The 24,036-nt window shown below is 44.7% G+C and carries 19 protein-coding genes; 11 read left to right on the top strand and 8 right to left on the bottom strand.

The window, feature by feature from the left end:
* The first annotated feature begins 26 nt into the window (after nt 1-26).
* The 3 genes from B1A85_RS06165 (at nt 27) to B1A85_RS06155 (ending at nt 3,215) form a co-directional block, all read left to right on the top strand.
* Nucleotides 27-1,304 carry a pitrilysin family protein gene (locus B1A85_RS06165; protein WP_104545995.1) on the top strand — a complete coding sequence of 426 codons (1,278 nt, stop codon included), beginning with the start codon at nt 27-29 and terminating at the stop codon, nt 1,302-1,304.
* On the top strand, nt 1,301-2,182 hold the full coding sequence (locus B1A85_RS06160) for a fructosamine kinase family protein (RefSeq protein WP_104545994.1): 882 nt from the start codon (nt 1,301-1,303) through the stop codon (nt 2,180-2,182). The genes B1A85_RS06165 and B1A85_RS06160 overlap by 4 nt, the downstream gene beginning before the upstream one ends.
* Before the next feature lie 136 nt (nt 2,183-2,318).
* The gene (locus B1A85_RS06155) at nt 2,319-3,215 is read left to right on the top strand and encodes a carbohydrate ABC transporter permease (protein WP_104545993.1); all 897 of its coding nucleotides are present in this window, start codon (nt 2,319-2,321) and stop codon (nt 3,213-3,215) included.
* 200 nt (nt 3,216-3,415) lie between these two features.
* On the opposite strand, the gene B1A85_RS06150 is transcribed toward B1A85_RS06155, so the two are convergent.
* A complete protein-coding gene (locus tag B1A85_RS06150; RefSeq protein WP_104545992.1) occupies nt 3,416-8,638 on the bottom strand; it encodes a translocation/assembly module TamB in 5,223 nt (1,740 codons plus the stop codon).
* Between the two features lie 181 nt (nt 8,639-8,819).
* Between B1A85_RS06150 and B1A85_RS06145 the strand changes: the two genes are divergently transcribed.
* The 4 genes from B1A85_RS06145 to B1A85_RS24335 all read left to right on the top strand — a co-directional run bounded on the left by B1A85_RS06145 (nt 8,820) and on the right by B1A85_RS24335 (nt 11,429).
* Nucleotides 8,820-9,188 (top strand): DUF3110 domain-containing protein, encoded by a 369-nt coding sequence (locus B1A85_RS06145; RefSeq protein ID WP_104546317.1) that lies wholly within the window; start codon nt 8,820-8,822, stop codon nt 9,186-9,188.
* A 37-nt stretch (nt 9,189-9,225) separates the two neighbouring features.
* Nucleotides 9,226-10,149 (top strand): N-acetylmuramic acid 6-phosphate etherase, encoded by a 924-nt coding sequence (gene murQ / locus B1A85_RS06140; protein ID WP_104545991.1) that lies wholly within the window; start codon nt 9,226-9,228, stop codon nt 10,147-10,149.
* 159 nt (nt 10,150-10,308) lie between these two features.
* Nucleotides 10,309-10,764, top strand: coding sequence for an ABC transporter ATP-binding protein/permease (locus B1A85_RS24340; protein WP_210404196.1), 456 nt, complete (start codon nt 10,309-10,311; stop codon nt 10,762-10,764).
* A 29-nt stretch (nt 10,765-10,793) separates the two neighbouring features.
* Complete coding sequence (locus B1A85_RS24335; RefSeq protein WP_210404278.1) at nt 10,794-11,429, top strand: ABC transporter ATP-binding protein; 636 nt, start codon at nt 10,794-10,796, stop codon at nt 11,427-11,429.
* A gap of 15 nt (nt 11,430-11,444) precedes the next feature.
* Here the strand turns inward: B1A85_RS24335 and B1A85_RS06130 are convergent, their stop codons facing one another.
* From B1A85_RS06130 to typA, 7 genes are all read right to left on the bottom strand, one after another.
* On the bottom strand, nt 11,445-12,617 hold the full coding sequence (locus B1A85_RS06130) for an LptF/LptG family permease (RefSeq protein WP_246841335.1): 1,173 nt from the start codon (nt 12,615-12,617) through the stop codon (nt 11,445-11,447).
* An 83-nt stretch (nt 12,618-12,700) separates the two neighbouring features.
* Nucleotides 12,701-13,432: an LPS export ABC transporter ATP-binding protein gene (lptB, locus tag B1A85_RS06125; protein ID WP_104545989.1), complete on the bottom strand. Its 732-nt coding sequence runs from the start codon at nt 13,430-13,432 to the stop codon at nt 12,701-12,703.
* A 47-nt stretch (nt 13,433-13,479) separates the two neighbouring features.
* On the bottom strand, nt 13,480-13,980 hold the full coding sequence (locus tag B1A85_RS06120; RefSeq protein WP_104545988.1) for an LptA/OstA family protein: 501 nt from the start codon (nt 13,978-13,980) through the stop codon (nt 13,480-13,482).
* A gap of 123 nt (nt 13,981-14,103) precedes the next feature.
* The gene (locus B1A85_RS06115; RefSeq protein ID WP_104545987.1) at nt 14,104-14,508 is read right to left on the bottom strand and encodes a DUF309 domain-containing protein; all 405 of its coding nucleotides are present in this window, start codon (nt 14,506-14,508) and stop codon (nt 14,104-14,106) included.
* Nucleotides 14,505-14,870, bottom strand: a complete 366-nt coding sequence (locus B1A85_RS06110) for a ferredoxin thioredoxin reductase catalytic beta subunit (protein WP_104545986.1) — start codon at nt 14,868-14,870, stop codon at nt 14,505-14,507. Before B1A85_RS06110 ends, B1A85_RS06115 begins: the two co-directional genes overlap by 4 nt.
* Before the next feature lie 247 nt (nt 14,871-15,117).
* Nucleotides 15,118-16,281, bottom strand: coding sequence for a DUF58 domain-containing protein (locus tag B1A85_RS06105; protein WP_104546316.1), 1,164 nt, complete (start codon nt 16,279-16,281; stop codon nt 15,118-15,120).
* An 81-nt stretch (nt 16,282-16,362) separates the two neighbouring features.
* Nucleotides 16,363-18,153 carry a translational GTPase TypA gene (typA, locus tag B1A85_RS06100; RefSeq protein WP_104545985.1) on the bottom strand — a complete coding sequence of 597 codons (1,791 nt, stop codon included), beginning with the start codon at nt 18,151-18,153 and terminating at the stop codon, nt 16,363-16,365.
* An 887-nt stretch (nt 18,154-19,040) separates the two neighbouring features.
* Between typA and B1A85_RS06095 the strand changes: the two genes are divergently transcribed.
* From B1A85_RS06095 to B1A85_RS06080, 4 genes are all read left to right on the top strand, one after another.
* Nucleotides 19,041-19,535: a hypothetical protein gene (locus B1A85_RS06095; protein ID WP_146087140.1), complete on the top strand. Its 495-nt coding sequence runs from the start codon at nt 19,041-19,043 to the stop codon at nt 19,533-19,535.
* Between the two features lie 453 nt (nt 19,536-19,988).
* Nucleotides 19,989-20,471, top strand: a complete 483-nt coding sequence (locus B1A85_RS06090) for a TM2 domain-containing protein (protein ID WP_104545983.1) — start codon at nt 19,989-19,991, stop codon at nt 20,469-20,471.
* 160 nt (nt 20,472-20,631) lie between these two features.
* Complete coding sequence (gene ureC, locus B1A85_RS06085; protein WP_104546315.1) at nt 20,632-22,329, top strand: urease subunit alpha; 1,698 nt, start codon at nt 20,632-20,634, stop codon at nt 22,327-22,329.
* Nucleotides 22,330-22,847: 518 nt separating this feature from the next.
* Nucleotides 22,848-23,945 carry a hybrid sensor histidine kinase/response regulator gene (locus B1A85_RS06080; protein WP_104545982.1) on the top strand — a complete coding sequence of 366 codons (1,098 nt, stop codon included), beginning with the start codon at nt 22,848-22,850 and terminating at the stop codon, nt 23,943-23,945.
* Nucleotides 23,946-24,036: the final 91 nt, after the last annotated feature.

The raw sequence follows: 24,036 nt of genomic DNA, 5'->3' as shown, positions 1-24,036 counted from the left end.
AAGTACTGAACCCTGAAGTAGCACAAATGACATCCACTGTATTGCCTCCAAGGCTAAACGCCCCAACGTTGCATCGATTACCCAACGGTTTAACAGTTGTGGCGGAGCAAATGCCAATCGAAGCCGTGAATCTTAGCTTGTGGGTTAACGTTGGTTCTGCTGTAGAATCAGACGCAATCAACGGTATGGCTCATTTCTTAGAGCATATGGTATTCAAAGGTACACGGCGACTATGTAGTGGGGAATTTGAGCAGCTGATCGAAGAACGGGGTGCAGTCACAAATGCAGCAACAAGCCAAGATTATACGCATTACTACATTACAACAGCGCCAAAAGACTTTGCACAGCTAGCACCGCTACAAATCGACGTTGTATTAAATTGCACCATCCCTGACGATGGCTTTGAGCGCGAACGCTTGGTTGTTTTAGAAGAAATTCGTCGTTCGGATGATAATCCTCGCCGCCGCACGTTTCAACGCGCGATGGAAACTGCATTTGAGCGCTTACCATATCGTCGCCCTGTCATCGGTTCAGCTGAAGTGATTTCCCGCCTGACACCGCAGCAGATGCGCGATTTTCATCAAACATGGTATCAACCACAGTCGATGACAGCTGTTGCCGTTGGCAATTTACCCGCAGAAGAACTTATAGAAATTGTTAGCAAGGGATTTGTCCAAGCAAATACCTCATACCTCACGCCGCACGCGTCTCAGCGGGTCATGGCTTGTGAGTCACCGTTTACAGAAATTGTCCGTCAAGAATATGTTGATGAAAGTTTGCAGCAAGCACGCCTTGTGATGGTGTGGCGCGTTCCAGGATTGATGCAGATCGAGCAAACGTATGCCTTAGACGTTGTGGCTGCGATTTTAGGTCACGGTCGTACTTCACGCCTAGTGCGGGAACTGCGCGAAGAAAAAGGCTTAGTCTCGCACATTTCTGTGAGTAATATGACACAACTGCTTCAAGGAACCTTTTATATCTCTGCGGCGTTACCTGTGGAAAATATTCCGATTGTGGAAGCGGCGATCGCCCGACATATCCAATCGATTCAAACGCAACCTGTACAAGAGTCAGAAATCGCGCGTATTCGTACTCAAGTCGCCAATCGTTTCATTTTTGGCAACGAAACACCTAGCGATCGCGCTAGTCTCTACGGATACTATCACTCGATGATTGGCGATCTCGAACCAGCTTTTGAGTACCCAGCTAAAATCCAAAGTATTCATGCTACTGATATACTAATTGCTGCACAGCAGCACTTGTCGTCCAATGCTTACGGTGTTGTTATCCTCAAACCAGCATGAATTGGTCAGAAATTGCCCAGCATATTAGCAGAGTAACGGGAAAAGCGTTTACTGTCAATCAAGCGCGTGCAGTCGGTGGCGGTTGTATCAATCAAGGCTACGCCATCAGTAGCGAGACAGATACTTACTTTGTAAAGCTCAATTCCCCTTCCCAAGTCGCCATGTTTGAAGCAGAAGCACTGGGATTGCAACAGATGTTGGCGACGGCAACAATTCGAGTTCCGCAGCCCATTTGTTGGGGAACGGTCGCAAATGCTTGTTATCTCGTTTTAGAGTGGATCGAACTCGGTCGCGGCAATAACTCAACATGGGAAGAAATGGGGCGAAAACTTGCCGCTATGCACAAGTTTGATGTAATGTCAATCACTAACCAAGCTGCTTTTGGTTGGGAGCGAAATAACACAATTGGCTCAACACCCCAAATCAATGATTGGACAACCGATTGGGCAGAATTTTTTGCCAAACATCGCTTGGGCTATCAATTTAAATTAGCCAATCGACGCGGCGGACATTTTCCGCAGCAGCAAGCATTGTTAGCTGCAATTCCAGATTTATTAGCACATCAACCGCAACCATCGCTCGTTCACGGCGATTTATGGGGAGGTAATGCTGCGTGTACGACGACCGGCGAACCCGTTATTTTCGATCCGGCGACTTATATCGGCGATCGCGAAGTCGATCTTGCCATGACCGAATTATTTGGTGGTTTTCCTGCTGCATTCTATCAGGGTTACAACGCGATTTTTCCGTTGGATCGAGGTTACGAAACCCGCAAAACGCTATACAATCTTTATCACATTTTGAATCATTACAATTTATTCGGTGGTAGCTACGGCGCGCAAGCTAACCGCACGATCGCCCAAATTTTAAGTCGCTAAGTCAAAGTATCTTTTTTATGGCTAATTACCAATCGTCCGGCAATATTCTATTAGTTGAACTAGCAGTAATATACAGCACTGGTCGATATGGTAGAGACACAATCGCCCTGACCTCTGACCTCTGATATAAGCCTTTATGCAAAAATCAGTATTAGCCCGCTGGGGGACAATTCAACACAAGCTAACTCCCTACTTGTTTTTGTTACCAGCTTTACTCATCTTGGGTTTAACTGTATTTTGGCCTGCACTGCAAGCGTTTTACCTCAGCTTTACGCGCTACGAATACGACCTAACGCAGCCACCGCAGTGGATCGGGTGGGAAAACTTTCAACGACTGTGGAATGATGCCGTTTTTTGGCAAACATTAGGTAATACGCTACTTTATCTTGTCTGCGTCGTTCCAGTTTTAGCGATCGCCCCTTTAGCACTGGCAATTTTAGTCAATCAAAAACTACGCGGAATGCATTGGTTTAGGGCAGCATACTACACCCCAGTTGTCATTTCCATGGTTGTTGCGGGAATTGCCTGGCGGTGGATTTATGATGGCAATGGCTTACTCAACCAAATCATTCGGCAAGTTGGTTTATCAGAAAAAGGTATTCCCTGGTTAACAAGTCCGCAGTGGGCGCTATTTAGCGTGATGGCAGTCACCGTCTGGAAAGGACTAGGATACTATATGGTGATTTATCTTGCTGGGTTGCAAGCGATTCCCGCCGACTTATACGAAGCAGCTGCGATCGAAGGTTCGGATGGTATTCGCAAACACTGGGATATTACAGTACCGTTGATGAGACCTTATATTGTTTTAGTAGCTGTAATTTCCGCAATTTCCGCCACAAAAGTGTTTGAAGAAGTATATATTATGACACAGGGGGGACCGCGCAATAGCTCGAAGACAATTGTTTATTACCTCTACGAGCAAGCCTTTCGTAACCTAGAAATGAGTTATGCTTGCACGATTGGCTTAGTCTTATTTTTAGGAATTTTGGGTTTATCTATTCTAAATTTGAAGTTAACGAATCAGCAAGTCTAGCTGAATAAGTAGGTAAAAATATTGGTCATTGGTAACTGGTAATTGATAATTGATAAAGATATAGCGAGTCTATTCCAGTTGTGATTTGCCCTCAAGGCTGTCAATAGATAAATGGTCAATTGTTATATGAGCCGTCTTAATGCTGATGTTCATGAAACTCAATTTCCAATTACCTATTACCCATTACCAACACCTATAATTCAAAATCGATTTTCGTATTCTAAGATTGCCCGTGTTTCTCCTGTAATATCTGTTGCAGCACGGACGCGAAATTGGTCATTAAGTCGGTAGTTCAAACCAATGCGGGTTGGGTCATCGGATGTCAAAACTCGCAAGACAGAAACCGAGAGATTTCCAGAGACATCAATTCCAGCTTCTGCGGCTAATTCGAGTGCCGAAGTTCGCCCTCCAGATTCTGTACCAACAGTGGGAAATAAACGTAACTCGGATAAACCAAGAGCATTACCAATATTTGTAACTGCACCTTGGAAGTTACCTAATAAAGCTGTTCCTGCTAAGTTAGCAAGCCCTAGAACACTATCCCCGCGCCCCAGAGTATCAATAAAACTACCGCCGAGTAAAGCCACAATTTCTGACTGACTGCGTGTAGGATTACTTGTTAGTTCTAAATTCTCAAAAAGTTGGCTCGCAGGACCTTGGACATCAGCTTGAACGCGTACTGTCTCAAAACCACCCAAGTCAGTTGCCAGCGGTTGTGTAATATCGCCCGATAACGGTGAAGTTGCAACTCTAGTGCGCGTAATTTCTGGTACTCGCGTTACAAGGCGAATATCTAATTCAGGATCGAGTCCTTGATTCGGTTTAAACGTGGCTGTATGTTCGTAACCGCGCGCCAAAACAAACTGAGTCGTAAATAAATTTACGCCACCGCGACGCAAACGAATCACGCCATCTGGGCGCAGATCGTTCAGTGCACCACTCACATTTACTGAACCTGTTGCCTCTAAATTGATAATTGGTGGACGAGTGACTTCCACTCCGTTGCCTAGTGTGAGTTGTAAGTTACTAAACTCTATATTTCCAGGTTCATCTTGATTAGCAGCTAACGTTGGAACAGTTGGTGTTGCAGTACCTGGTGTCGAACCATTTCCGTTTTCTTCTGGAATAGATATTGCACCTTGAGCGAGTTCAACTTGCCCGCCAATCACTGGGTTGAGGACACTTCCTGTGACAATTACATTTCCGCTAGCACCACCACGATATAAACCATCAAGATTGAGCGTTAGCTGATTGAGGTTCACTGTCAGCGGATTGGCAAAATCTGGATCGGCGGGTGAAAAACTACTAAAAATTGGAATGACACCTTGCGCGACAACATTACCGCGCGAGAAATTACCTTGAAGACTATCAACTTGGATGCGGTCAAGATTGAAGTTGATTGTTCCTGTAACATCAGTTAAAGGTGCAGGTAAAGCTTGAGCAGTGATTGTGGCATTATTAATCGTCGCAATTCCTGTCGCAACAGGTTCTTGCGTTGTTCCGCGTACTTGTAGTTGTACTTGTCCTTGTCCTGCTTCCCAAGCAACAGCATCAGTTAATAAATTGATTAATGCTAAACCTTCGTTTTGGACATTGATATCTAAACTAATTTGGTCGCTATCAGGCGTGACTGAGGCAAAAGGTAGCTCTAAAGGAATGCTACCAGTAATGACGATTGGTTCAGGTCCAGCAACAACCACATTACTGCCGATGTTAAATCGAGCATTCGCATAGCTGAAGCTTGCCGTTGCTGACTCGACAGGTCTATCATTTAAGGTTCCGGCGGTCAGTTCTAATTCTCCGATCGCTTGCGGATTTTCTACTGTTCCGGCTAAAGTTGCTGAACCATTCAGTTGCCCAGTCACATCGATGGGTAAATCGACAAAATCCGTTAACGTGCTAATCGGAAAATTCGTTATCTGCAATTGACCTGATTGTTCTGTCCCGCCAATTTGCCCTGTAAAAGCAAGTAGCGACTCATCCGATTGAATTCGTAGCGGAAGTAGCGTTAAAACACCGTCTTCAAAGTTCCCTTGGGCAATCACTTGATTTGCATTGTAATCACCCCATTGCCAATTCTGACCTTGCAAATCAAAATTGGCGGTGACGCCAGCTTGCAAGGAACCACTCACCGCAACCGTGCCACTAAATGTCCCTTGAAAATCTGCAAGTGCAGGTAATGGCGATGCATCTTCGCGCTGTTGGCGCTGTTGCTGCAAAAGCGTTGCGATCTCGGAATAACGGCGGATTTGAGTTAACAACGGTGCATCGGGCATTCCTACAGGTGTTGTATTCAGCGTACTAGCACCGGCATAGGTTGGTGGTTCTAACCCGCGTTGGAAGTCTTCTATATTAAAAAACCGCAATGCTGTTAATACGCTTTGTACTTGACCATCAGCAACGCTAAGTTGCGCCTCAAACTCAGGTCCACTTGGAGTTTGCGTAACACTTCCTGATAATGCATAGCGACCATCTCCTTGGATAAACTCGCCTCCACTCAGCGTTCCTGTTCCATCAGCAAAGCTAATTTGTCCGACAAATTGATTGCCCGTAAGCGTTCCAATTGCCGGATCGGCGATCGCCACATTTCCCGTAATCGCAAACGTTGTTGGATTTACCGTAAGATCGCCTGTGAGTTGTCCAGAAATCGGGGCATTACCTAATACTGGTAAATCGGGTGTTAACTCTAGTGCCGCTAAAGGAAAATTCTCGATGTTGACTAACAGATCTTCGCCAACACTGCGCCCTCTCGCAATTGCAGTATCGCGCCGTACTAAAAAAGAAACTGGACGATTCTCAGGATCTAAATTCACCGTAATTTGGTCTTCGCCACCAGACACGTCTAACTGTAATCCTTCAGTTGCTGTTAGCTGAACATTCCCAGTTAACTGTGGGGCAAAGGCTAAATCATTAACTGCCAAGTTTTGCAGTTGCAACGCACCGACAACATTCGGTGCGGCTAAAGTTCCCGTGATGTTACCTGTAAAATCTGCACTTCCGGCAAGATTCACTGCTGCGGGTAGCGCAAAAGGTAATTCTTGTAAACTGTAATTTTGTGCTTGGACGTTGAGATTCAACTCGGTGACTTCAGGGACGCCGGATGCAGTTTGTACCGCAATCTGTCCTCTAGCGCTTAAATTCGGTGCGGTGGCTTGTTCGACAATGACGCGATCGCCAGCCCAACCAATCGTCGCTGTTAGCGGTTGCTGTACAGGTCCAATTCCTTGGGAAAAGCGTAAATTGCCAACTGCTCGCACATCGGCTAAATCGAACGAATCTACAGTACCTGCGACGCGCAACTGACCATCTAACTGACCTTGCAGTTGTTCTGAAAACCGCGCGAGTTCTACTTGTGAAGCGTTAACCTGCGCTTGCCAGCGACCTTGTGCCAGTTGAATATTTGAGGCGGTAACCGTTCCACCCGCGACGTTTAAACGTCCTGAACCTGTACCTACTATCGTTTCTGGTTGCAACGCCGCTGTTGTCCCAGCAAGATTAAACGTTCCCGTCAGCGCGCCTTGAAATTGCGGTGGTACTTGGGGAACTAAAGAACCGAGTTGCACGCCTGATGCTTGAACTTGCGCGCGCCAGCGACCTTGTGCCAGTTGAATATTTGAGGCGGTAACCGTTCCACCCGCTACATTTAAACGTCCTGAACCTGTCGCCTGAATTTGGTCTGGCTGAAACGACGCGGTAGAACCCGCAATGTTAAACGTGCCACTAATCGGCGCTTGCAAAGCTGGCGGAACTTCTGCCACGCGCCCTAACTCAACGCCTGATGCTTGTACGGTGGCTTGCCATTGATTATTCGTTAACTGTCCGGCGGCGCGTAGCGTACCACCAGCAAAATCGACAGTGGTATTGCGAAATAGCAAGTTTTGTGCATTAGCGATTAAGATTTGCCCGCGTGCCGGATACGTCGCATTTGCTGCTTGCCAATTGACAAGTGTTTGCGGTTGCGTTGGCGAACCGACAACATTAGCGCGTGCTTGAATTGTCCCGATTTGAAAATTCGGTGCAGCACCATAAAGCCGCGCGATCGCATCACCAGGAATATTCCGCGCATCGAGATTAAATCCTAGTCCTGGCGTGTCTCCAATTCGTACAGTACCGCCGCCAGTAATTTGACCGCCTACTGTTGGTACGGCTTGAATATCTCTAAACGCAATTACCGATTCGGTAGGTGCAAAGGCAAATCGCGCACTCATATTTTTAAAATCAACTCGGTCAACGCGCGCTTGCTTGGTCGTCCTGACGCTACCAGATAATGTCGGCGTTTGGATAGGTCCGCTAAGTTGAATTTCGGCGCTAGCTTCGCCTGCAACGGGTACTGGCAGATCCAATCCTAAAGTTTTTTGAGCATTTGCAAAACTTACAGATGGCACTCTTGCTGCAATATTAAAACCTGCTTCAGTATCGAGTACGCCGTTGGCGATCGCCGGAATACTTCCGTAACTTGTTTGAACGTTATCGAGCCAAATTTGCGTACCCTGAAAACCAAGTGTGCCACTAGAATTATTAAACGCCTGCGGTAGCTGTTCCACTTTCGCGGTAACTTTATTCAGCTGTGCAGTACCAAACAGCTTAGGCTCTTGTGCTTGTCGCAATTGAACGTTTAAGTTCCCGTCAACGCGTCCACCTTGCAGATCGAGTGGTAAATCAATCAAGCGCGTCACTTCTGAGGCAAGGACATTTTGTGCTTGAATTTGTAAGTTAGTGCGTTCGGTGCTCAGCTGCGATTCACCATTAATTTCAATATTCCCTTCAGTTGCTAAATTGCCACTAATGTTGTAGCGAATGAGATCGTTATTATCTAAAAATTGCGCAAATCCATTGCCCTGGGTGACTGTAACCGATGCTTTTGTTGCTTGGTTCGCAATAGGTTCGTTTCTTGCCTCAGGATTAGGTACGAGGACGACATTAGCATTACGGAAGCGAATGCGATCGAGTTCCGTTTGTATTAGTCCTGTTCCTTCTTCGGCTGCTAAAGTGGTAGAAATCCAGCGTCCCTCGGCATCTTGCTCTAGATAAACGTCAGGATTGACTAAGGTAACATCGAGACTTAATGTGCGAGTAATTAAAAGTTGTAAAGGGTTAAAAGTGACATCTACAGCAGTGACTGAAGCGCGGTCTGGATCGGTCGCGGTTGCGGGAATTGCGGAAGCACCAAAGCGTAAACTTGTTGGAGAAAACCGTTCTACCCGTCCTAACTGTACAGGTCGATTGAGCGTTTGCGTTAAATTGCGTTCTACAAGTGGTGCTAACTGCTCGTTGACAAAAGTCCACAACCACCACCCACCTGCTACGAGTCCCAACAATAAAGGAGCACCGATGGCAATTCCAGTGCGATAACTTAGTAACGATCGCGATCGCTCGGAACGTCTTTCATCGGTTTGGTTATCGAGCTCAGGGGGATTCTTCATTGAAGTTTACAAGTTACACTTGAAGGCTACTGATGGCGTAAAGGACAAATGACACACTTATAAAATACCGATATCAGTATCAAGTAGCTAGTAAATTATGAGATTGTAGTTACCGTTTTTGTTACAAATGATTGCTGAAATTTGTAACTGTACCATAATCCATAAAGAAGAAGGAGACAACATGATTACTCCCATGCGTGTTTTTGTTTTGTTATTTAATGCCCGCACTGAGAACGAAGGTATTCATACTATTCGCGTCGGCGATCGCAATCGCGTTTTGATGTTTGAAGCCGAAGATGATGCAACTCGCTTTGCGCTGATGCTAGAAGCCCAAGACTTTCCTACACCAACTATTGAAGCCATGGATGCTGAGGAAATCAAGGACTTTTGCGAAAGCGCCGATTATGATTGGGAACTGATTCCTGAAGGCGGGTTAGCGCTTCCTCCCGAACATAATGTCGAAGAGACTGATTGGCAGTTAGAGACTCAATCTGAAGAATCTAACCTAGACCTCGACGATATTCGGCGTAAGTTAGAAGGACTACTGTAATATACAGCATCAGATTTCAATCGCAGGAGCAAACAGCATGATTCAAGCAGAGGGGCGCGGTCATCTATTGACAGAACAGGTCAATACTAATAGTCGAAACTTGGATCAGTTGAGTTCCTTAGAGTTTGTCGAACTTTTTAATCAGGAAGATCAAAACGCGATCGCAGCTGTCGCAGCGGCAAAACACGAACTCGCTGCGGCGATTGACTGCACCGCCAAAGCTTTACATCATGGAGGTCGATTATTTTATATTGGCGCAGGTACAAGTGGCAGATTAGGCGTGTTAGACGCGGCGGAGTGTCCGCCAACATTTTGTACTTCTCCTGAACTAGTTCAAGGAATTATTGCAGGTGGCGCTGGCGCTTTGGTACGCAGTTCCGAAGATTTAGAAGACAAAGCCGAAGATGGATACAATGCGATCGCCCAACGTCACGTCACCCAACTCGATGTAGTTGTCGGAATAACAGCCGGAGGGACAACTCCCTACGTGCATGGTGCTTTACAAGCCGCACGCGAACGCGGTGCCACAACTATTTTTATCGCCTGTGTCCCTGTAGAACAAGTCAGTGCTGATGTTGATGTTGATATTCGCCTTTTGGTTGGACCCGAAATTTTAGCAGGTTCAACGCGCCTCAAAGCAGGAACCGCAACAAAGTTAGCATTAAATATGCTCTCAACTGGGGTGATGGTGCAGCTAGGAAAAGTGTACGGGAATCGCATGGTCGATGTTGCTGTGACTAATACCAAGCTACGCGATCGCGCAATTCGGATTTTACACGATTTAACAGGACTCGACCGCGCTGCTGCCGCTACACTACTAGAGCAAAGTGGTAATTGGGTCAAGCTTGCATTACTCATGCACTGGACGGGTGTCACAAAAGAAGAAGGTGATAAACTCTTAGCACAACACAGTGGCAATCTTCGCGCTGCTGTTTCTAGCTACAGTGGAATTACGAGATAGGTTTAAAGTCTTCTTGGCTCAATGACCAATTGGGAGTTAATTTTGCTTTCTTCTATAACCCAATAAATAACTCTTCTCAGGTTGTTGTGTCCGATCCATTTACTGCATTACTGCTAGAAGTTGCTAACGCCGGAGTACAACTGACGGGCTTAATTGGAGATGCGGGCAACTTCCTTTGCGATCGCTTCACCAGAAAATCATTTGCAAGCTGCACTCGTTCGTCAACGTGATGTGCAATCAAGAGGACAACGATTGGTAAATTTACCGCTGATTGCTATGGCAACTGTCGTTGAAGTTGGTATTTTTAGCGTCATCAGCCTAGGAACACTATTTGTTTTGCAAGGAAGTCTTTCGATTGCGGCGTTATTTGCACTAGTGGCGATCGCTATGCGCTTTAGCGAACCACTTGCTCAACTTACAGGGCTTGCAAGCGTCTTCGACTTAATGGAAATTGGATTAGAGCGGATCGAAGCCTTGATGAGTATTCCTCCTCTTTTTGTACAAACACCACCCGCGCAACTTAATTCTTTTGACATTACTTTCGAAAATGTTTCGTTTCGCTACGCCGATCAATCCGAATGGACGCTACAAGATGTATCATTTCTATTTGCCTGAACGTACGTTAACAGCTTTAGTCGGATCGTCTGGAAGCGGTAAAACCACAATTACCCTTCTCATTAGCCGATGAAGCTGACGTACAACAAGGTAGTATTCGCATCGGTGGAGTAGATGTACGCCAAATAGAACCAAGTCAACTCATGCGCTATATTTCTGCGGTATTTCAAGATGCCTATTTATTCGATGACACGATTCGCAACAATATCCGCATGGCTAAACCTGACGCGACAGATGCTGAAGTTGAAATCGCTGCACGCGCCGCAAATTGTCATGAGTTCATTAGCCGTTTACCCAAGGGTTACGATACTTCTGTTGGTGAAATTGGCAGTACGCTATCCGGTGGAGAACGTCAACGCATTTCAATCGCGCGTGCAATTCTCAAAGAAGCGCCAATTGTTCTGTTAGATGAACCCACGTCAGTTTTGGATACCGAAAGTGAGGTTGCTGTACAACAAGCAATCGATCAACTTGTTTCTAATAAAACCGTGATAGTCATTGCTCACCGTCTATCTACCGTTGTTGGTGCAGATTCGATTTTAGTTTTAGAAGATGGGCGTATCGTAGAGCGAGGTACTCATTCAGAACTTTTGTCACACCAAGGACGCTACGCTACACTATGGAATGCACAGCAGTACGCTCAGGGATGGCGAATTGCAGCTTGACAAAATGGAACCTCTCTACCTTGCTGCACGAACTAACAATAGCCCACCTGCCGTAAAACCAAAAACATTGGGTAGCCAAGCTGATGTCACAGGAGTCAGAATACCTGCTACTCCTAAAGCACTACAAATAAAAGCGAACAAATAATATGTAAAAATAACGACTACACTAATACCGAAGCTAGTTGCTTTTCCCGCACGGCGTTGCGGTTTAGTTCCTAATGCAGCACCGACTAAGCCAAAAACAACACAGACAAATGGAAATGCAATTTTTTCTTGAATCCGAACTCTCAGTTTGCGGATTTTCTGTTCGTCACCGCTATAGCGAATTTTTTCTAAGCGATCGCGCGCTTCGGCAATATTCATTTCATCATAATCTCGCCCTCTGCTAGCAACATCTAAAGGCGCGCGCGGTAACTGTAATTGTTGGTGTTCAAACCTGACAATGTTGCGATAAGAACTATCCGCAGAAACAAGATAAATTGTACCATTAAAAAAATCCCAAACATTTTGTTGCGGGTTCCATGTTGCAGAATCTGCCATGACAATTTGATTTAAACCTTCTTTCGAGCGATCGATAATTGTCAAGCCAGACATCGTTCGACCGTCAAAGCGATCGGCATAAAATAACCGCGACAAAATCCGCCTGTTGTTGCCATCGGCTTGTTTCACTTCTTGATATTCAGGATAAATAATATTTTCTTCTTGAAATGTTGGTGTTTCGCGCTTGAGCGCTTGATTTAAAGTAAGCGTCGCTTGATAATTTGATGCTGGTACAATTTGCTCGTTAAATAAAAACGTAATTCCGGTAACAACAAGGCTAAGAATAATTGCAGGTAAGGCAATGCGATAAACGCTGATTCCACAGCCACGCAGGGCAATCAACTCGCTATCACTAGAAAAGCGACTGTAAGTCATCAATACAGCCAACAACGTGGACATCGGAAAAGCCAATACGACAAACGAGGGAAATTGCAAGAGAAACACTTGCAAAGCAATTTCTATAGGTAGTCCTGATTCAACGACTCGCCGTACCAAATCAAATACAGTACCGATCGCAACTCCTACCGAGGAAAAAGCACCCACACCAAATAAAAACGGTGGTAGCAGTTCCATCGCAATATAGCGATCCATGACGGAAAAAGGCATCAGTGATGGAAATTTAGTAGATTTGTGACTAGCGATTGTCATTACACTGAGGAATTAGGTAAATAGGTAATGGGTAATTGGCAATTTGTTACAAAATAGTGATTCTAACCACTTTTTACTAGCCACTAAATTTGAAATTTGTCACCTAAATAGTATTGCCGTACTAAAGGATCGTTGTAGAGTTCCTCGGCGTTACCTGCTGCGAGAATTTGTCCTTCACGCATAATATAGGCGCGATCGGTAATTGCCAGCGTCTCGCGGACATTGTGGTCGGTAATTAGGATACCAATTTGGCGATCGCGTAACTTCTTTACCATAGCTTGAATTTCGGCGACAGCGATTGGGTCAACACCTGCAAATGGTTCGTCTAAGAATAAAAAATTTGGTCCATGGCGTCCCGCGGCTAAAGCCCTTGCTAATTCGGTACGTCGGCGTTCGCCACCGGAAACTTGAATTCCCTTGGTGTTTGCGACTTTTTCTAGCCGAAATTCGCGTAGCAGTTCATTTAAGCGGTACTGCCATTCGCGCCGAGGGACATTCGTTTGTTGTAAAACTAATAAGAGATTATCTCTAACGCTGAGGTTACGAAAAATACTTGGTTCTTGTGCTAAATAGCCAATACCTAATCGCGCGCGTTGATGCATTGGGAGGGCTGTGATGTCGCGATCGTCTAACCACACGGTTCCTTCGTTGGGTTTTTCTAAACCTGTGGCGATGTAGAAGGTTGTTGTTTTCCCCGCACCATTGGGACCAAGCAGCCCCACAACTTCACCTTGCGCAACTGAAAGGTTAACGCGATTGACAATCACGCGCTTACCGTAGGATTTGTGGATATTTTCTAAGACAATCTTTTTCACGATGACTCCGCTAACACACCCACAAGTAAAACCTAACTGATAAAGTTTTACGATCCTGGGCTGGGTGCTAAGGGAGGTACTGCGGGTGCACTCGGCGTTCCTGGTGGTTGATTTGGATTAGGTTCGGAGACAATATAAATCGATTGCACTTGTTGATTTGCCTTTGGTGTTGCGATAAATCGCCCTTCGTCGATCAGATACGTCACATTTTCACCGCGAATACTGTTTCCTTGCTGCAAAATGTAGACGTCGCCACTGAGGACAATTCTTCGCTCTTGGCTAAAATATTGCGCTTGAGCAGCGGTTGCTTGAATTTGCCGCGCTGGGTAATTCATTTGTACGTTACCGCGTGCCGTAAAAATTCCTGTTTGCGAGTTTGCCTCTTGAACATCAGAATTGATGATCAGCGAGTTTTGTTCGGCGGTTTGACCTTGGGCACGTTGTAAAGGAGTATTTAAGGCGATCGCACTCATCAAAGTCAATGGCATTAGCGCGATCGCGAAACCAAAGCGACGCATAAAAGACGAGGGCAAAGAAAAGGGCATCATATAACGTTTGTCTGACAATTAAGCACGAACCCTGGCAACGCAGAACTGTATTTTACCTGACGATGACTGCTATGCTTAAGTTTCAACTCCTCAAGCATCTCCAATTCAAATTTACACATCCACTCATTCTGGCTGCACTGTTGTAATTATAGGCAGCAAGTCTGAATTTGCGTTAAATTCTTCAGTTACTACCCAATCACGAACTTTTTCAGGTCCTGCTTGTTGCAATTGTGCTAACAAATGACTACTCGCATCTACCAATTCTGCAACATCGATACCACTAAAAATTGGCAAGTAGCCTTGTAATCGATGAATCCCTTCTCCCAGTAAAATGACTGCCCCTCGCCAGTTCGCATTACCCAAGTGGTAGAGCGCCACAGCAAGCTGTAAGATCCCTTGATAAAACGTTTTCTCTGGCTCTGTTGCTTCCATCCACAGAGCTTCTAGCGTATCGTGACAGGTGTAGAACTGTCGAGTATTAAATTGCTCTACACCTTCCCAGAATTGATCTGGTATTGATTCGTTCATCCCATGCTAGAGCGGACTTCTTTTATCGTATCTAAAGGTATCTCCTGATGCTTCCCAGCAAATTCATTATCTGGGGTAAGAAACAGCATGCAGTGGCACTCTTTACGTTCGCGCATAGGAACGCACGGACAATTCCAAAATGCTGCACTAGCCTCGGCTTGTTTATCTTCATAATGACGGCAAGGACACAAAGGAGAACCTAAATCGTCCTTATGTTTTGCCAGTCCTTCAATAACGACAGCAGTCACCGAAGGTTCAGCGCAAAAGTAAGTTCCCGTACGCTTAGCATAAGTTTGCGCGAACTGCCACATTGCTTCCAAACTTTTGTCCGTTGATAAGTTGCTGCTATCTGTGGGTTTCATAATCTTAAAGGTTTGTAATCAAGACGTTTTCTGCATTCTAACGTAGGTAGACACACCATTCTGACTTCTAGACATTAGTGAGTTGCTATTCAGCAAGCCTTGAATTTACTGCAATTGAGCCAACAGCAATACTCAACCAAATGTAGCATCAAGCATGCATCAATTCTTCAGATAGCAAATATAGATTATTCGCGATGTTCTTTCTTTATCTCTTTTCTTTGCGTGTTTTGTGTCTATACAGTTGATTTCAAAAACTGCGCTCCACTCGCACAACTTGTTGCAATTGGAGTTGCAACGGCTGTTCTTTATCAATCAAAAGACCAAAAGAATTATGAACCACTTTCGATTGCCAAATTGAATCATTTCCCCATAATAACCAGTAGCTATCAGGAGAAATTTTATTCAAACTCAGTGCATTTTGACTCAACCAAATAAGACGACTTTGAGGTAAATTTGCAACTTGTGCTTCATTAAAATTTGTTGCCGCTAAAGTGTGTAAAACAGTTCGATTTCCTTCAACTAAACCTGTTGCAGCCGTCCAAAGTTGTACATTTAATTGCTGCTTTCGTGCATAAAAATATAAAGATGCAGCAGCAATAACGGCTTGTTCAAAACAATCTTCCTCCCAAGTTTCTGCACTATCTAAGCAAATCACAAGTTCGCGCCCTTCTGTCATCATTTCTAATTCTCTAACGCGAAATTCTCCATAACGCGCGCTACTGCGCCAGTGAATTAGTCGTAGAGGATCGCCTATGCGATAAGGACGCAGCGATCGCGTTAATCCTTCAGTCGCTAATTGCACGCGCTGTTGTTGGTTATACGACTTGGCATGATTCTCTTGACCAACGCTATCAATAATCGGACACGCTGTTAATGGTAAAACAGTAGGATAGACAACGGCTGTCGCAGGTATTTCTTGCTGACGGCGACACCAAAATAATCCTACAGGTGCAGCGGTGCGTAATTGTATGGTATGCCAGCGGTAAACACCTCGCTGTTGTGTAGGGTGATGATATCTCCAGGTGTAACTTTGATGTGGCAGAATGACTTCAAGCGGTGCTTGAACTGGTTTACCTAAAATAAAAGGAAGTAAGTCTTGAATTTGCAGTAAACTTTTGGGATGGGCTGTTTCATTAGCGATTTCAACTTCTACAGTTAATGCTTCACCAGCGCTGACGGGTTGAATTGCAGCGCGACGAATTTTGATATTGCGAAGCGATCGTACAGGTAAAATCGCAGCGATTCCGAGTAGGGCGAAACTCAAGCCACTTAAAACATACAGCCACCCTGCCATTGTATTGACAGCGGCACCAAAAAAACAGCTAGTGACGCCAATGAGCACCCAACCACTGTATGCTGGTGTTACCCAATGCGACTCTAGCCAGTCAGCAATTTGCTTGTTGAGGGTCATTAGTAAAGGATAAGTGCAGGCAAGATAGCCTGCATCACGCATGTCATGTTTTAAGAGTACCCTTCACTTATGGCATTGCTATCAACGCTTTGCTAGTTTTTTCGTCATTTTCCGCAGACGGATTGACTGTGGTGTCACTTCGACTAATTCATCAGGTCCAATATACTCCAAAGCGCGTTCTAAGCTCATTTCCATTGGTGCTTGCAACTGAACTAGTTCTTCACCGCTAGAAGCCCGATGGTTTGTCAATTGTTTTGTCTTACAAACGTTCAGTTCTAAATCTTGCGGGCGGTTGTGTTCGCCAACAATCATTCCTTTGTAAACTTTAGTGCCTGGAGTAATAAAGAAGACGCCGCGATCTTCGGCATTTTTCATCGCATAGAAAGTTGCAGTTCCTTCTTCAAAGGCAATTAATACACCATTACGCCGCGCTTCAATTTCGCCGCTGAGTGGGCGGTAATCGAGGAAGCTGTGATTCATAATGCCATCACCGCGAGTCAGACGCATGAATTCACCGCGAAAACCGACTAAGCCACGCGCTGGAATCACAAATTCTAACTGCGTGCGACCATTACCACCAACTTGCATATCTTGCATTTCGCCGCGACGCTGTCCGAGACGTTCGATACAGCCGCCTACACCGTCTTCCGGAACATCTAGCACCAAGTACTCGTAAGGTTCGCAGGGTTGTCCGTTAACTTCGCGATAAATCACCTGTGGTTGAGAAACTTGAAACTCGTATCCTTCGCGTCGCATCGTTTCAATTAAAATTCCCAAGTGTAACTCACCTCGACCAGACACTAAGAATTTATCGGGTGAATCGGTTTCTTCAATGCGGAGTGCTACGTTTGTTTCCAATTCGCGGAATAGGCGATCGCGTAATTGTCTAGAAGTAACAAAATTTCCTTCTTGTCCCGCAAATGGCGAATCATTCACTGAGAAAGTCATTTGCAATGTAGGTTCATCCACTTTAATCAGTGGTAGCGCCTGCGGTTCGTTGGGACAGGTAATTGTTTCTCCAATGTTTGCATCCGCAAATCCTGCAACTGCAACAATGTTTCCTGCAGAGGCTTCCTGCAATTCGATACGCTTGAGTCCTTCAAAGCCCATTAATTTAGTGACTTTGGCTTTTACAATCTCACCAGTTTCGGTAATTAAAGCCGCTTGTTGACCCATGCGGATCGTACCGTTGTGGATTCTACCAATGACAATGCGTCCCAGATATTCAGAATAATCTAACGTTGTGACTTGCAATTGTAGAGGTTTATCAGGATTACCTACTGGTGGTGGGACGTGGTGCAAAATTGCCTCAAATAGGGGTTGCATATCTACCCCTTCCGCATCAAGGTCGTCTTTGGCGTAACCTTCTAAGCCAGAGGCGAACAGATAAGGAAAGTCGCACTGATCGTCGTCTGCGCCTAACTCGATAAACAAATCTAATACTTTATCAACTGCGCCATGCGGATCAGCTTGCGGACGGTCAATTTTGTTAACGACTACAATCGGACGTAAGCCTTTTTCTAGCGCTTTTTTCAAAACAAAGCGTGTTTGTGGCATAGGTCCTTCGTTCGCATCCACAATCAGGATACAACCATCAACCATCCCTAGAACGCGCTCAACTTCGCCGCCGAAATCTGCGTGTCCTGGAGTATCAACAATATTGATTAATGTATCTTTGTAGCGAACTGCTGTGTTTTTTGCCAGAATTGTAATACCCCGCTCTCTTTCCAAGGCGTTAGAATCCATAACGCACTCTGGAATCTCTTCCCCTTCGCGAAAAATACCAGATTGTTTAAGTAAAGCATCAACCAGGGTAGTTTTGCCGTGGTCAACGTGGGCAATAATGGCAACATTACGAATAGGGAGCGTCATAGGAGCGTTCCATTAATGGTAGAGAGGAATTAGATTGCAGCTTGGTAACAGAATGTGGCAGCGATCGCGCATTCTGTAAAGAAGCCTTAATAATTGTAGCGCATTGGTTACACACCTAGCTTGAGCAATTAAGTCGGAGTGTTTGTTGGGGTTGCATATCTAAGTTAAGGAATTATTCGCTTCGATGCACATTTTCATAATGTGCTTACCGACGGCGAACTGATTTTGGTTGGGTAAGAGTTTTTCTTTGAGCAGAACACATTCTAAGACTACAAAGAAGTTTTACGAAACCTTGGACACCCCAATCAACCTTTGTAGGATGCCTGCTTAGATAATAAACACCGGATATTAGCGAATATACTATCAACGAAGGCTTGCAACCTTACGAACAGCGATCGCGATTACGCGACAACATCGAACAGATCCATGCTGACGAAGATCTGAAGTGAGATGAATTCTACGTTGCCAGCATTGTCAAATACTGTAGCATCATTGCGCTGATGCAAGACTTTTATGCCGATCAGTAGAAAAATCACAAGAAAGACACGCAGCTTCCGCACGCAAGAATACGGCTGCTACTCAAAGAAACAGGGTTTGTTCCTGATGCTTGATGCTACAGCGAATACTTGCTGTTGTTTGCAGCTAAAGAAACTCATACTCTACTCAAGCTCAAAATTCTTGTAAAACATACTTCTGAAAATACTGGCTCGATCTTGCAAATGACTTCTCCCCAGGTGACGAGATTGTTAAAGTCAACCGCTTGTATGAACTTTTGTACCTAAAAATTCAGATAATTGCCTGCCAAGGTTAAATAAACTGGTGTACTAGCCTGAGATGAATTACAATGGCTGCTCAAATGTTTGTTGAGTTGTCGAGGAGATTTGAGTATGAGTATGAAACACAAGCTATGGTTTGATTTAGTGGCACTTCCAACTTTAGTGGGAGCAATGCTAACTATGTTACTAACACCAGGTGTATCTGCCACAGTCAGATCTGCTACGAAAACTCAAGCCTCCTGCGATGTATCAACTGACTTTCAGGCTTTATCTGCTATCAACCCCCACCAGAATCGTGTTGTTCTGATCGCATCTACTGATGTGACATTTGAAGAACACCCTCTTTTAGATTTTAGTGCAGCAGAAAGTGATGCTGCCGTCAATTTATTTGGCTGTGACTGTCCTGCGTGTCTCAATGTGTTGCGTCAGTTACGCAATTCACCTGAAATGCAAAGAGGTCAAGGTCATTGCTGGGATAACCTGGAACTAAGAGTATCTCGGGAGAAAGTACGAGAAGTCTTGACAAACTTAGAAAAAGAAGAGGCTTTAGAATTGGCACAAGAAAAGCGATGGAGTTTAGGACGATGGGAATCAACTAAAAAATAGATCTCGCATTGCTGGGGTAGCAGAAAGTAGATCCTGCTTCCATTTCTCTCCCTGGCAAGGAGAGAGCTAAAAGGCTCCCTATTTCGTACCACGTTATGGATTTTTGCCCCTTCCCTTATAGGTTTGGGGTTATGTTCTATTAGTTGTGTTAAAACTTACATTATGCTTGCCAGAAAGAGCAATCGTCGAGCTTACTGCGCGTGTAAACTAGCAAAAACATTTGATGTAATGATGGAAGATTTATTTGAGATAATAGAAGATTAAAGCCAGCACTTTTTGAGTGACAAATCGTGCGAGCAAAGGAGAGTCTTGGATCTAGTTGATATTCAATTGATGTAGTATCAGTCAAAAATCTTAAGGTAGCAGTGCTTGCTGAATTACATTCACCGTGTTGTTTGTAGTATATTCAAGGGCACACTAGATACAGGTAGTTCAAAATAGCAATCTACAGCAATGCAGCAAGTCAACTCAACCGTTGCATACCTCTTATGGTGTTTGTGCTTTTTTGGAATTTGCGGCGGTCAAAGATTCTACACAGGTCATGTTACTAGTGGTTTGATTTATCTGTTCACGTTTGGCTTTCTCGGTGTTGGTCAACTCATCGACTTAGCTTTTATTCCCAGCATGGTGAATCGGCGTAATATTTATCTGCGGGGACTACACGCCCAGCAATCAATAGAGTTAAATATTGGCGTGACTCCTCGGCATAACTTACAAGCAAACGCCTCGCCTTCAACAGCATCTAGTCCGATGCAAAAGCTACTGTTAGCAGCAAAGAAAAATGGCGGACAACTATCAATTGCACAAGCAGCTATGTATACAGGGCTAGATCCAAAAGAAGCGAAGAAACTGCTGCAAGAAGCAGAAAAAGTAGGATGTGCTGAGATTTGCAACGATCCTGTAACCGGTGCGATTCGCTATCGCTTTGACGTGTAGCGGTCGTAAATGCGATCGCATCTTTACAACTTCAGTGCTAAGTAGCTTCTGTGGCAACACCAGAACGGGCTAAAATACCCAAGAACCTCTTTATCTTCGCGTTCTTTGTGGTTCAAGTCACCTCACCAGCCCGTAAAAGGAGTATCGCATGAGTTATCGCATGGATCGTCGCGCTTACGCTGAGACATTTGGTCCAACAGTAGGCGATCGCGTGCGACTTGCAGATACAGAGTTGATTATCGAAGTCGAACGAGACTTGACAACTTATGGCGATGAAGTCAAGTTTGGCGGCGGTAAAGTGATTCGCGATGGTATGGGACAATCGCCAATATCTAACGCCGATGGTGCTGTCGATGCTGTAATTACAAATGCGTTAATTCTCGATTGGTGGGGAATTGTTAAAGCAGATATTGGCATTAAAGACGGCAAGATTTTCAAAATTGGCAAAGCCGGAAATCCCTACATCCAAGACAACATAGATATTATTATTGGTCCTGGGACAGAAGCGATCGCGGGAGAAGGAATGATCCTTACCGCTGGGGGAATTGACGCACACATTCACTTTATTTGTCCGCAGCAGATTGAAACCGCGATCGCCTCTGGAATTACGACAATGATCGGTGGCGGTACAGGTCCAGCTACAGGAACAAACGCAACTACTTGTACGCCAGGACCTTGGAACATTTACCGAATGTTGCAAGCGGCGGATGCATTTCCGGTCAACTTGGGCTTTTTAGGTAAAGGAAATAGTAGTCAACCGCAAGGACTTGTTGAACAGATACAAGCCGGTGTCATGGGGTTAAAACTTCATGAAGATTGGGGAACAACTCCCGCTACGATTGATGTTTGCTTAAGTGTTGCTGATGAATACGACGTACAAGTCGCAATTCACACTGATACGCTCAACGAAGCCGGATTTGTCGAAGATACGATCGCCGCTTTCAAAAACCGCGTAATTCATACTTATCACACCGAAGGTGCGGGTGGCGGTCATGCACCAGATATTATCAAAGTTTGTGGAGAAGCCAACGTTTTACCTTCTTCTACCAATCCCACGCGTCCTTACACATTGAATACGCTAGACGAACACTTAGATATGTTGATGGTATGCCATCACCTCGATCCAGGAATTCCAGAAGATGTTGCGTTTGCTGAGTCGCGAATTCGCAGAGAAACAATTGCAGCGGAAGATATTTTGCACGATCTTGGTGCTTTTAGCATGATTTCGTCTGATTCGCAAGCGATGGGAAGAGTCGGAGAAGTGATTATTCGCACTTGGCAAACCGCACACAAAATGAAAGTACAGCGCGGTTCACTTGCGGAAGACACCGCAGCAAACGACAACTTTCGTGCCAAACGCTATGTTGCTAAATATACGATTAACCCCGCGATCGCGCATGGTATTGCTGAATATGTCGGTTCCGTAGAAGAAGGAAAACTTGCTGATTTATGTTTGTGGCGTCCGGCGTTTTTTGGTGTCAAGCCGGAGATTGTGATTAAAGGCGGGGCGATCGCCTATGCGCAGATGGGAGATGCAAACGCCAGTATCCCTACACCACAGCCTGTACATATGCGTCCAATGTTTGCCAGTTTTGGTGGAGCGATCGCCGCAACTTCGCTGACTTTTGTTTCGCAAGCCGCAAAAAATTTGGGAATCTCTCAACAACTCAACTTAAAAAAACGTATCGTTGCTGTGTCTGGAACTCGCCAGCTAAGCAAAAGCGAAATGAAGTTAAATGACTTTTTGCCTCGCATTGACGTCGATCCAGAAACTTATGAAGTCAAAGCAAATGGTGAATTACTTACGTGTGAACCTGCAACAACTCTACCTTTAGCACAACGCTACTTTCTCTTTTAAGAATTTGCGAGCAACCAGAAAATTTGCCTGATGCATCTGCAACAGGTTATGAAAACTTTTCAATCAACTCCTATAGCAATTGAAGGGAAAGTTAAGACAATCTAAAAGCTCAAAAACCTTTTCCTGGTTAGCTTTTAGCCCTGACTCTGACTTTGCTCTTTGCTATATGAAGAATACTAGCGGTTACAAATATCCGAGATCTGCGCTGATTAATGACCAATCGTATTGCAAGATAGCAGTTAAACTGAATTATTAGCAACTATTTGGATTTGCTCAATAGGCATCTGCTGCTGTATGCTTCTGATAAATTGATACTTCCATATCACTGCTTGTTGTTAACTTGAACGCGGCTGAATCTGTTTCAATCAATCGCTCAATACATTCTAGAGAAAATGATTGATGGCAAGTCGGTATAAAAATAATCCTTCGTAAGTAGGAGGTCAAGCAAGCAGTTAGAGGGAAAAATAATACAGATGCCAGTTGTTAATAAAAATTAACTCAAGTATAAATACTTCTCCATGTGCTCCCAACCTTCTCGTGACAATATTCTTGTTGTAGACGATTCTCCGGATAATGTTTTCTTGATTCAAACGATCTTAGAAGAAGAAGGATATACAATTTCCACTGCTGAGGATGGCTCAACCGCCCTAAGACTAGTGGAACAATCTCCACCACAATTGGTACTTTTGGATGTAATGATGCCAGGAATGGACGGGTTTGAGGTGACACAACGCATCCGGCGTAATAGTCAGCTACCGTTTATCCCTATTTTGCTAATCACAGCCTACGACCAGCCGAGTGTAGCGCAAGGGCTAGACATGGGCGCAGACGATTTTATTCGTAAACCCGTAGAAGTTGATGAATTACTAGCACGCGTGCGATCGCTATTACGGCTAAAGCATAGTGTAGACGAGCGCGATCAAATAGCCCGCCAGCGAGAAGACTTTGTGTCTCGTCTGACGCATGATTTACGGACTCCGCTTGTCGCTGCAGATAGAATGCTAGCACTGTTTCAACAAGGTGCCTTGGGAGAACTTTCGCCGACAATGAAGGAAGCGATTGCGACAATGGCACGAAGTAATCAAAACTTGTTGCAAATGGTGAATACTCTACTAGAGGTGTACCGCTTTGAGGCAGATCGTAAAGTTTTAAACTTCATGCCGATCGACTTACAAGAAATTCTCGCAGAAGTTGTCAAGGAGTTAGAACCTCTAGCACAAGAAAAAAATCTCCCACTTCAACTTGACGTGGAGTCTCAAGATAATCCAAAAGTCATCGGCGATCGCTTGGAAATTCACCGTTTATTTACAAACTTAGTGGGAAACGCTATTAAATTTACCGATTCTGGTTCTGTAACCGTACGCATAAAACCATCAAATAAAGCTGCAGATAAATACATAACCATCGAGGTTGCAGACACTGGTACAGGTATTCCTCAGGAAGAACAAGCTACCTTATTTGAACGATTTCGCCAAGGAAGTCACAAACGTTCTGGTAGTGGTTTAGGACTTTATCTTTCTCGTAGAATTGTAGAAGCTCACCAGGGTACAATCGAGGTCAGATCGACGCCTGGGCAAGGTAGCGTGTTTAGTGTTGACTTACCAATTACTCAGTAAGTTCAGTGACAATTTTCAGCTGGCTTGAATACCAGCTGGCAGCCAAATGATAAAGTTATTTTTGCTACAACTAACTAGATCAATAACTAAG

The sequence above is a fragment of the Chroococcidiopsis sp. TS-821 genome (genome assembly GCF_002939305.1).
In the GTDB taxonomy this organism is placed as follows: domain Bacteria; phylum Cyanobacteriota; class Cyanobacteriia; order Cyanobacteriales; family Chroococcidiopsidaceae; genus Chroogloeocystis.
The sequence above is the reverse complement of the archived record's forward strand: the minus strand, read 5'-3'. Positions and strand labels throughout refer to the sequence as shown.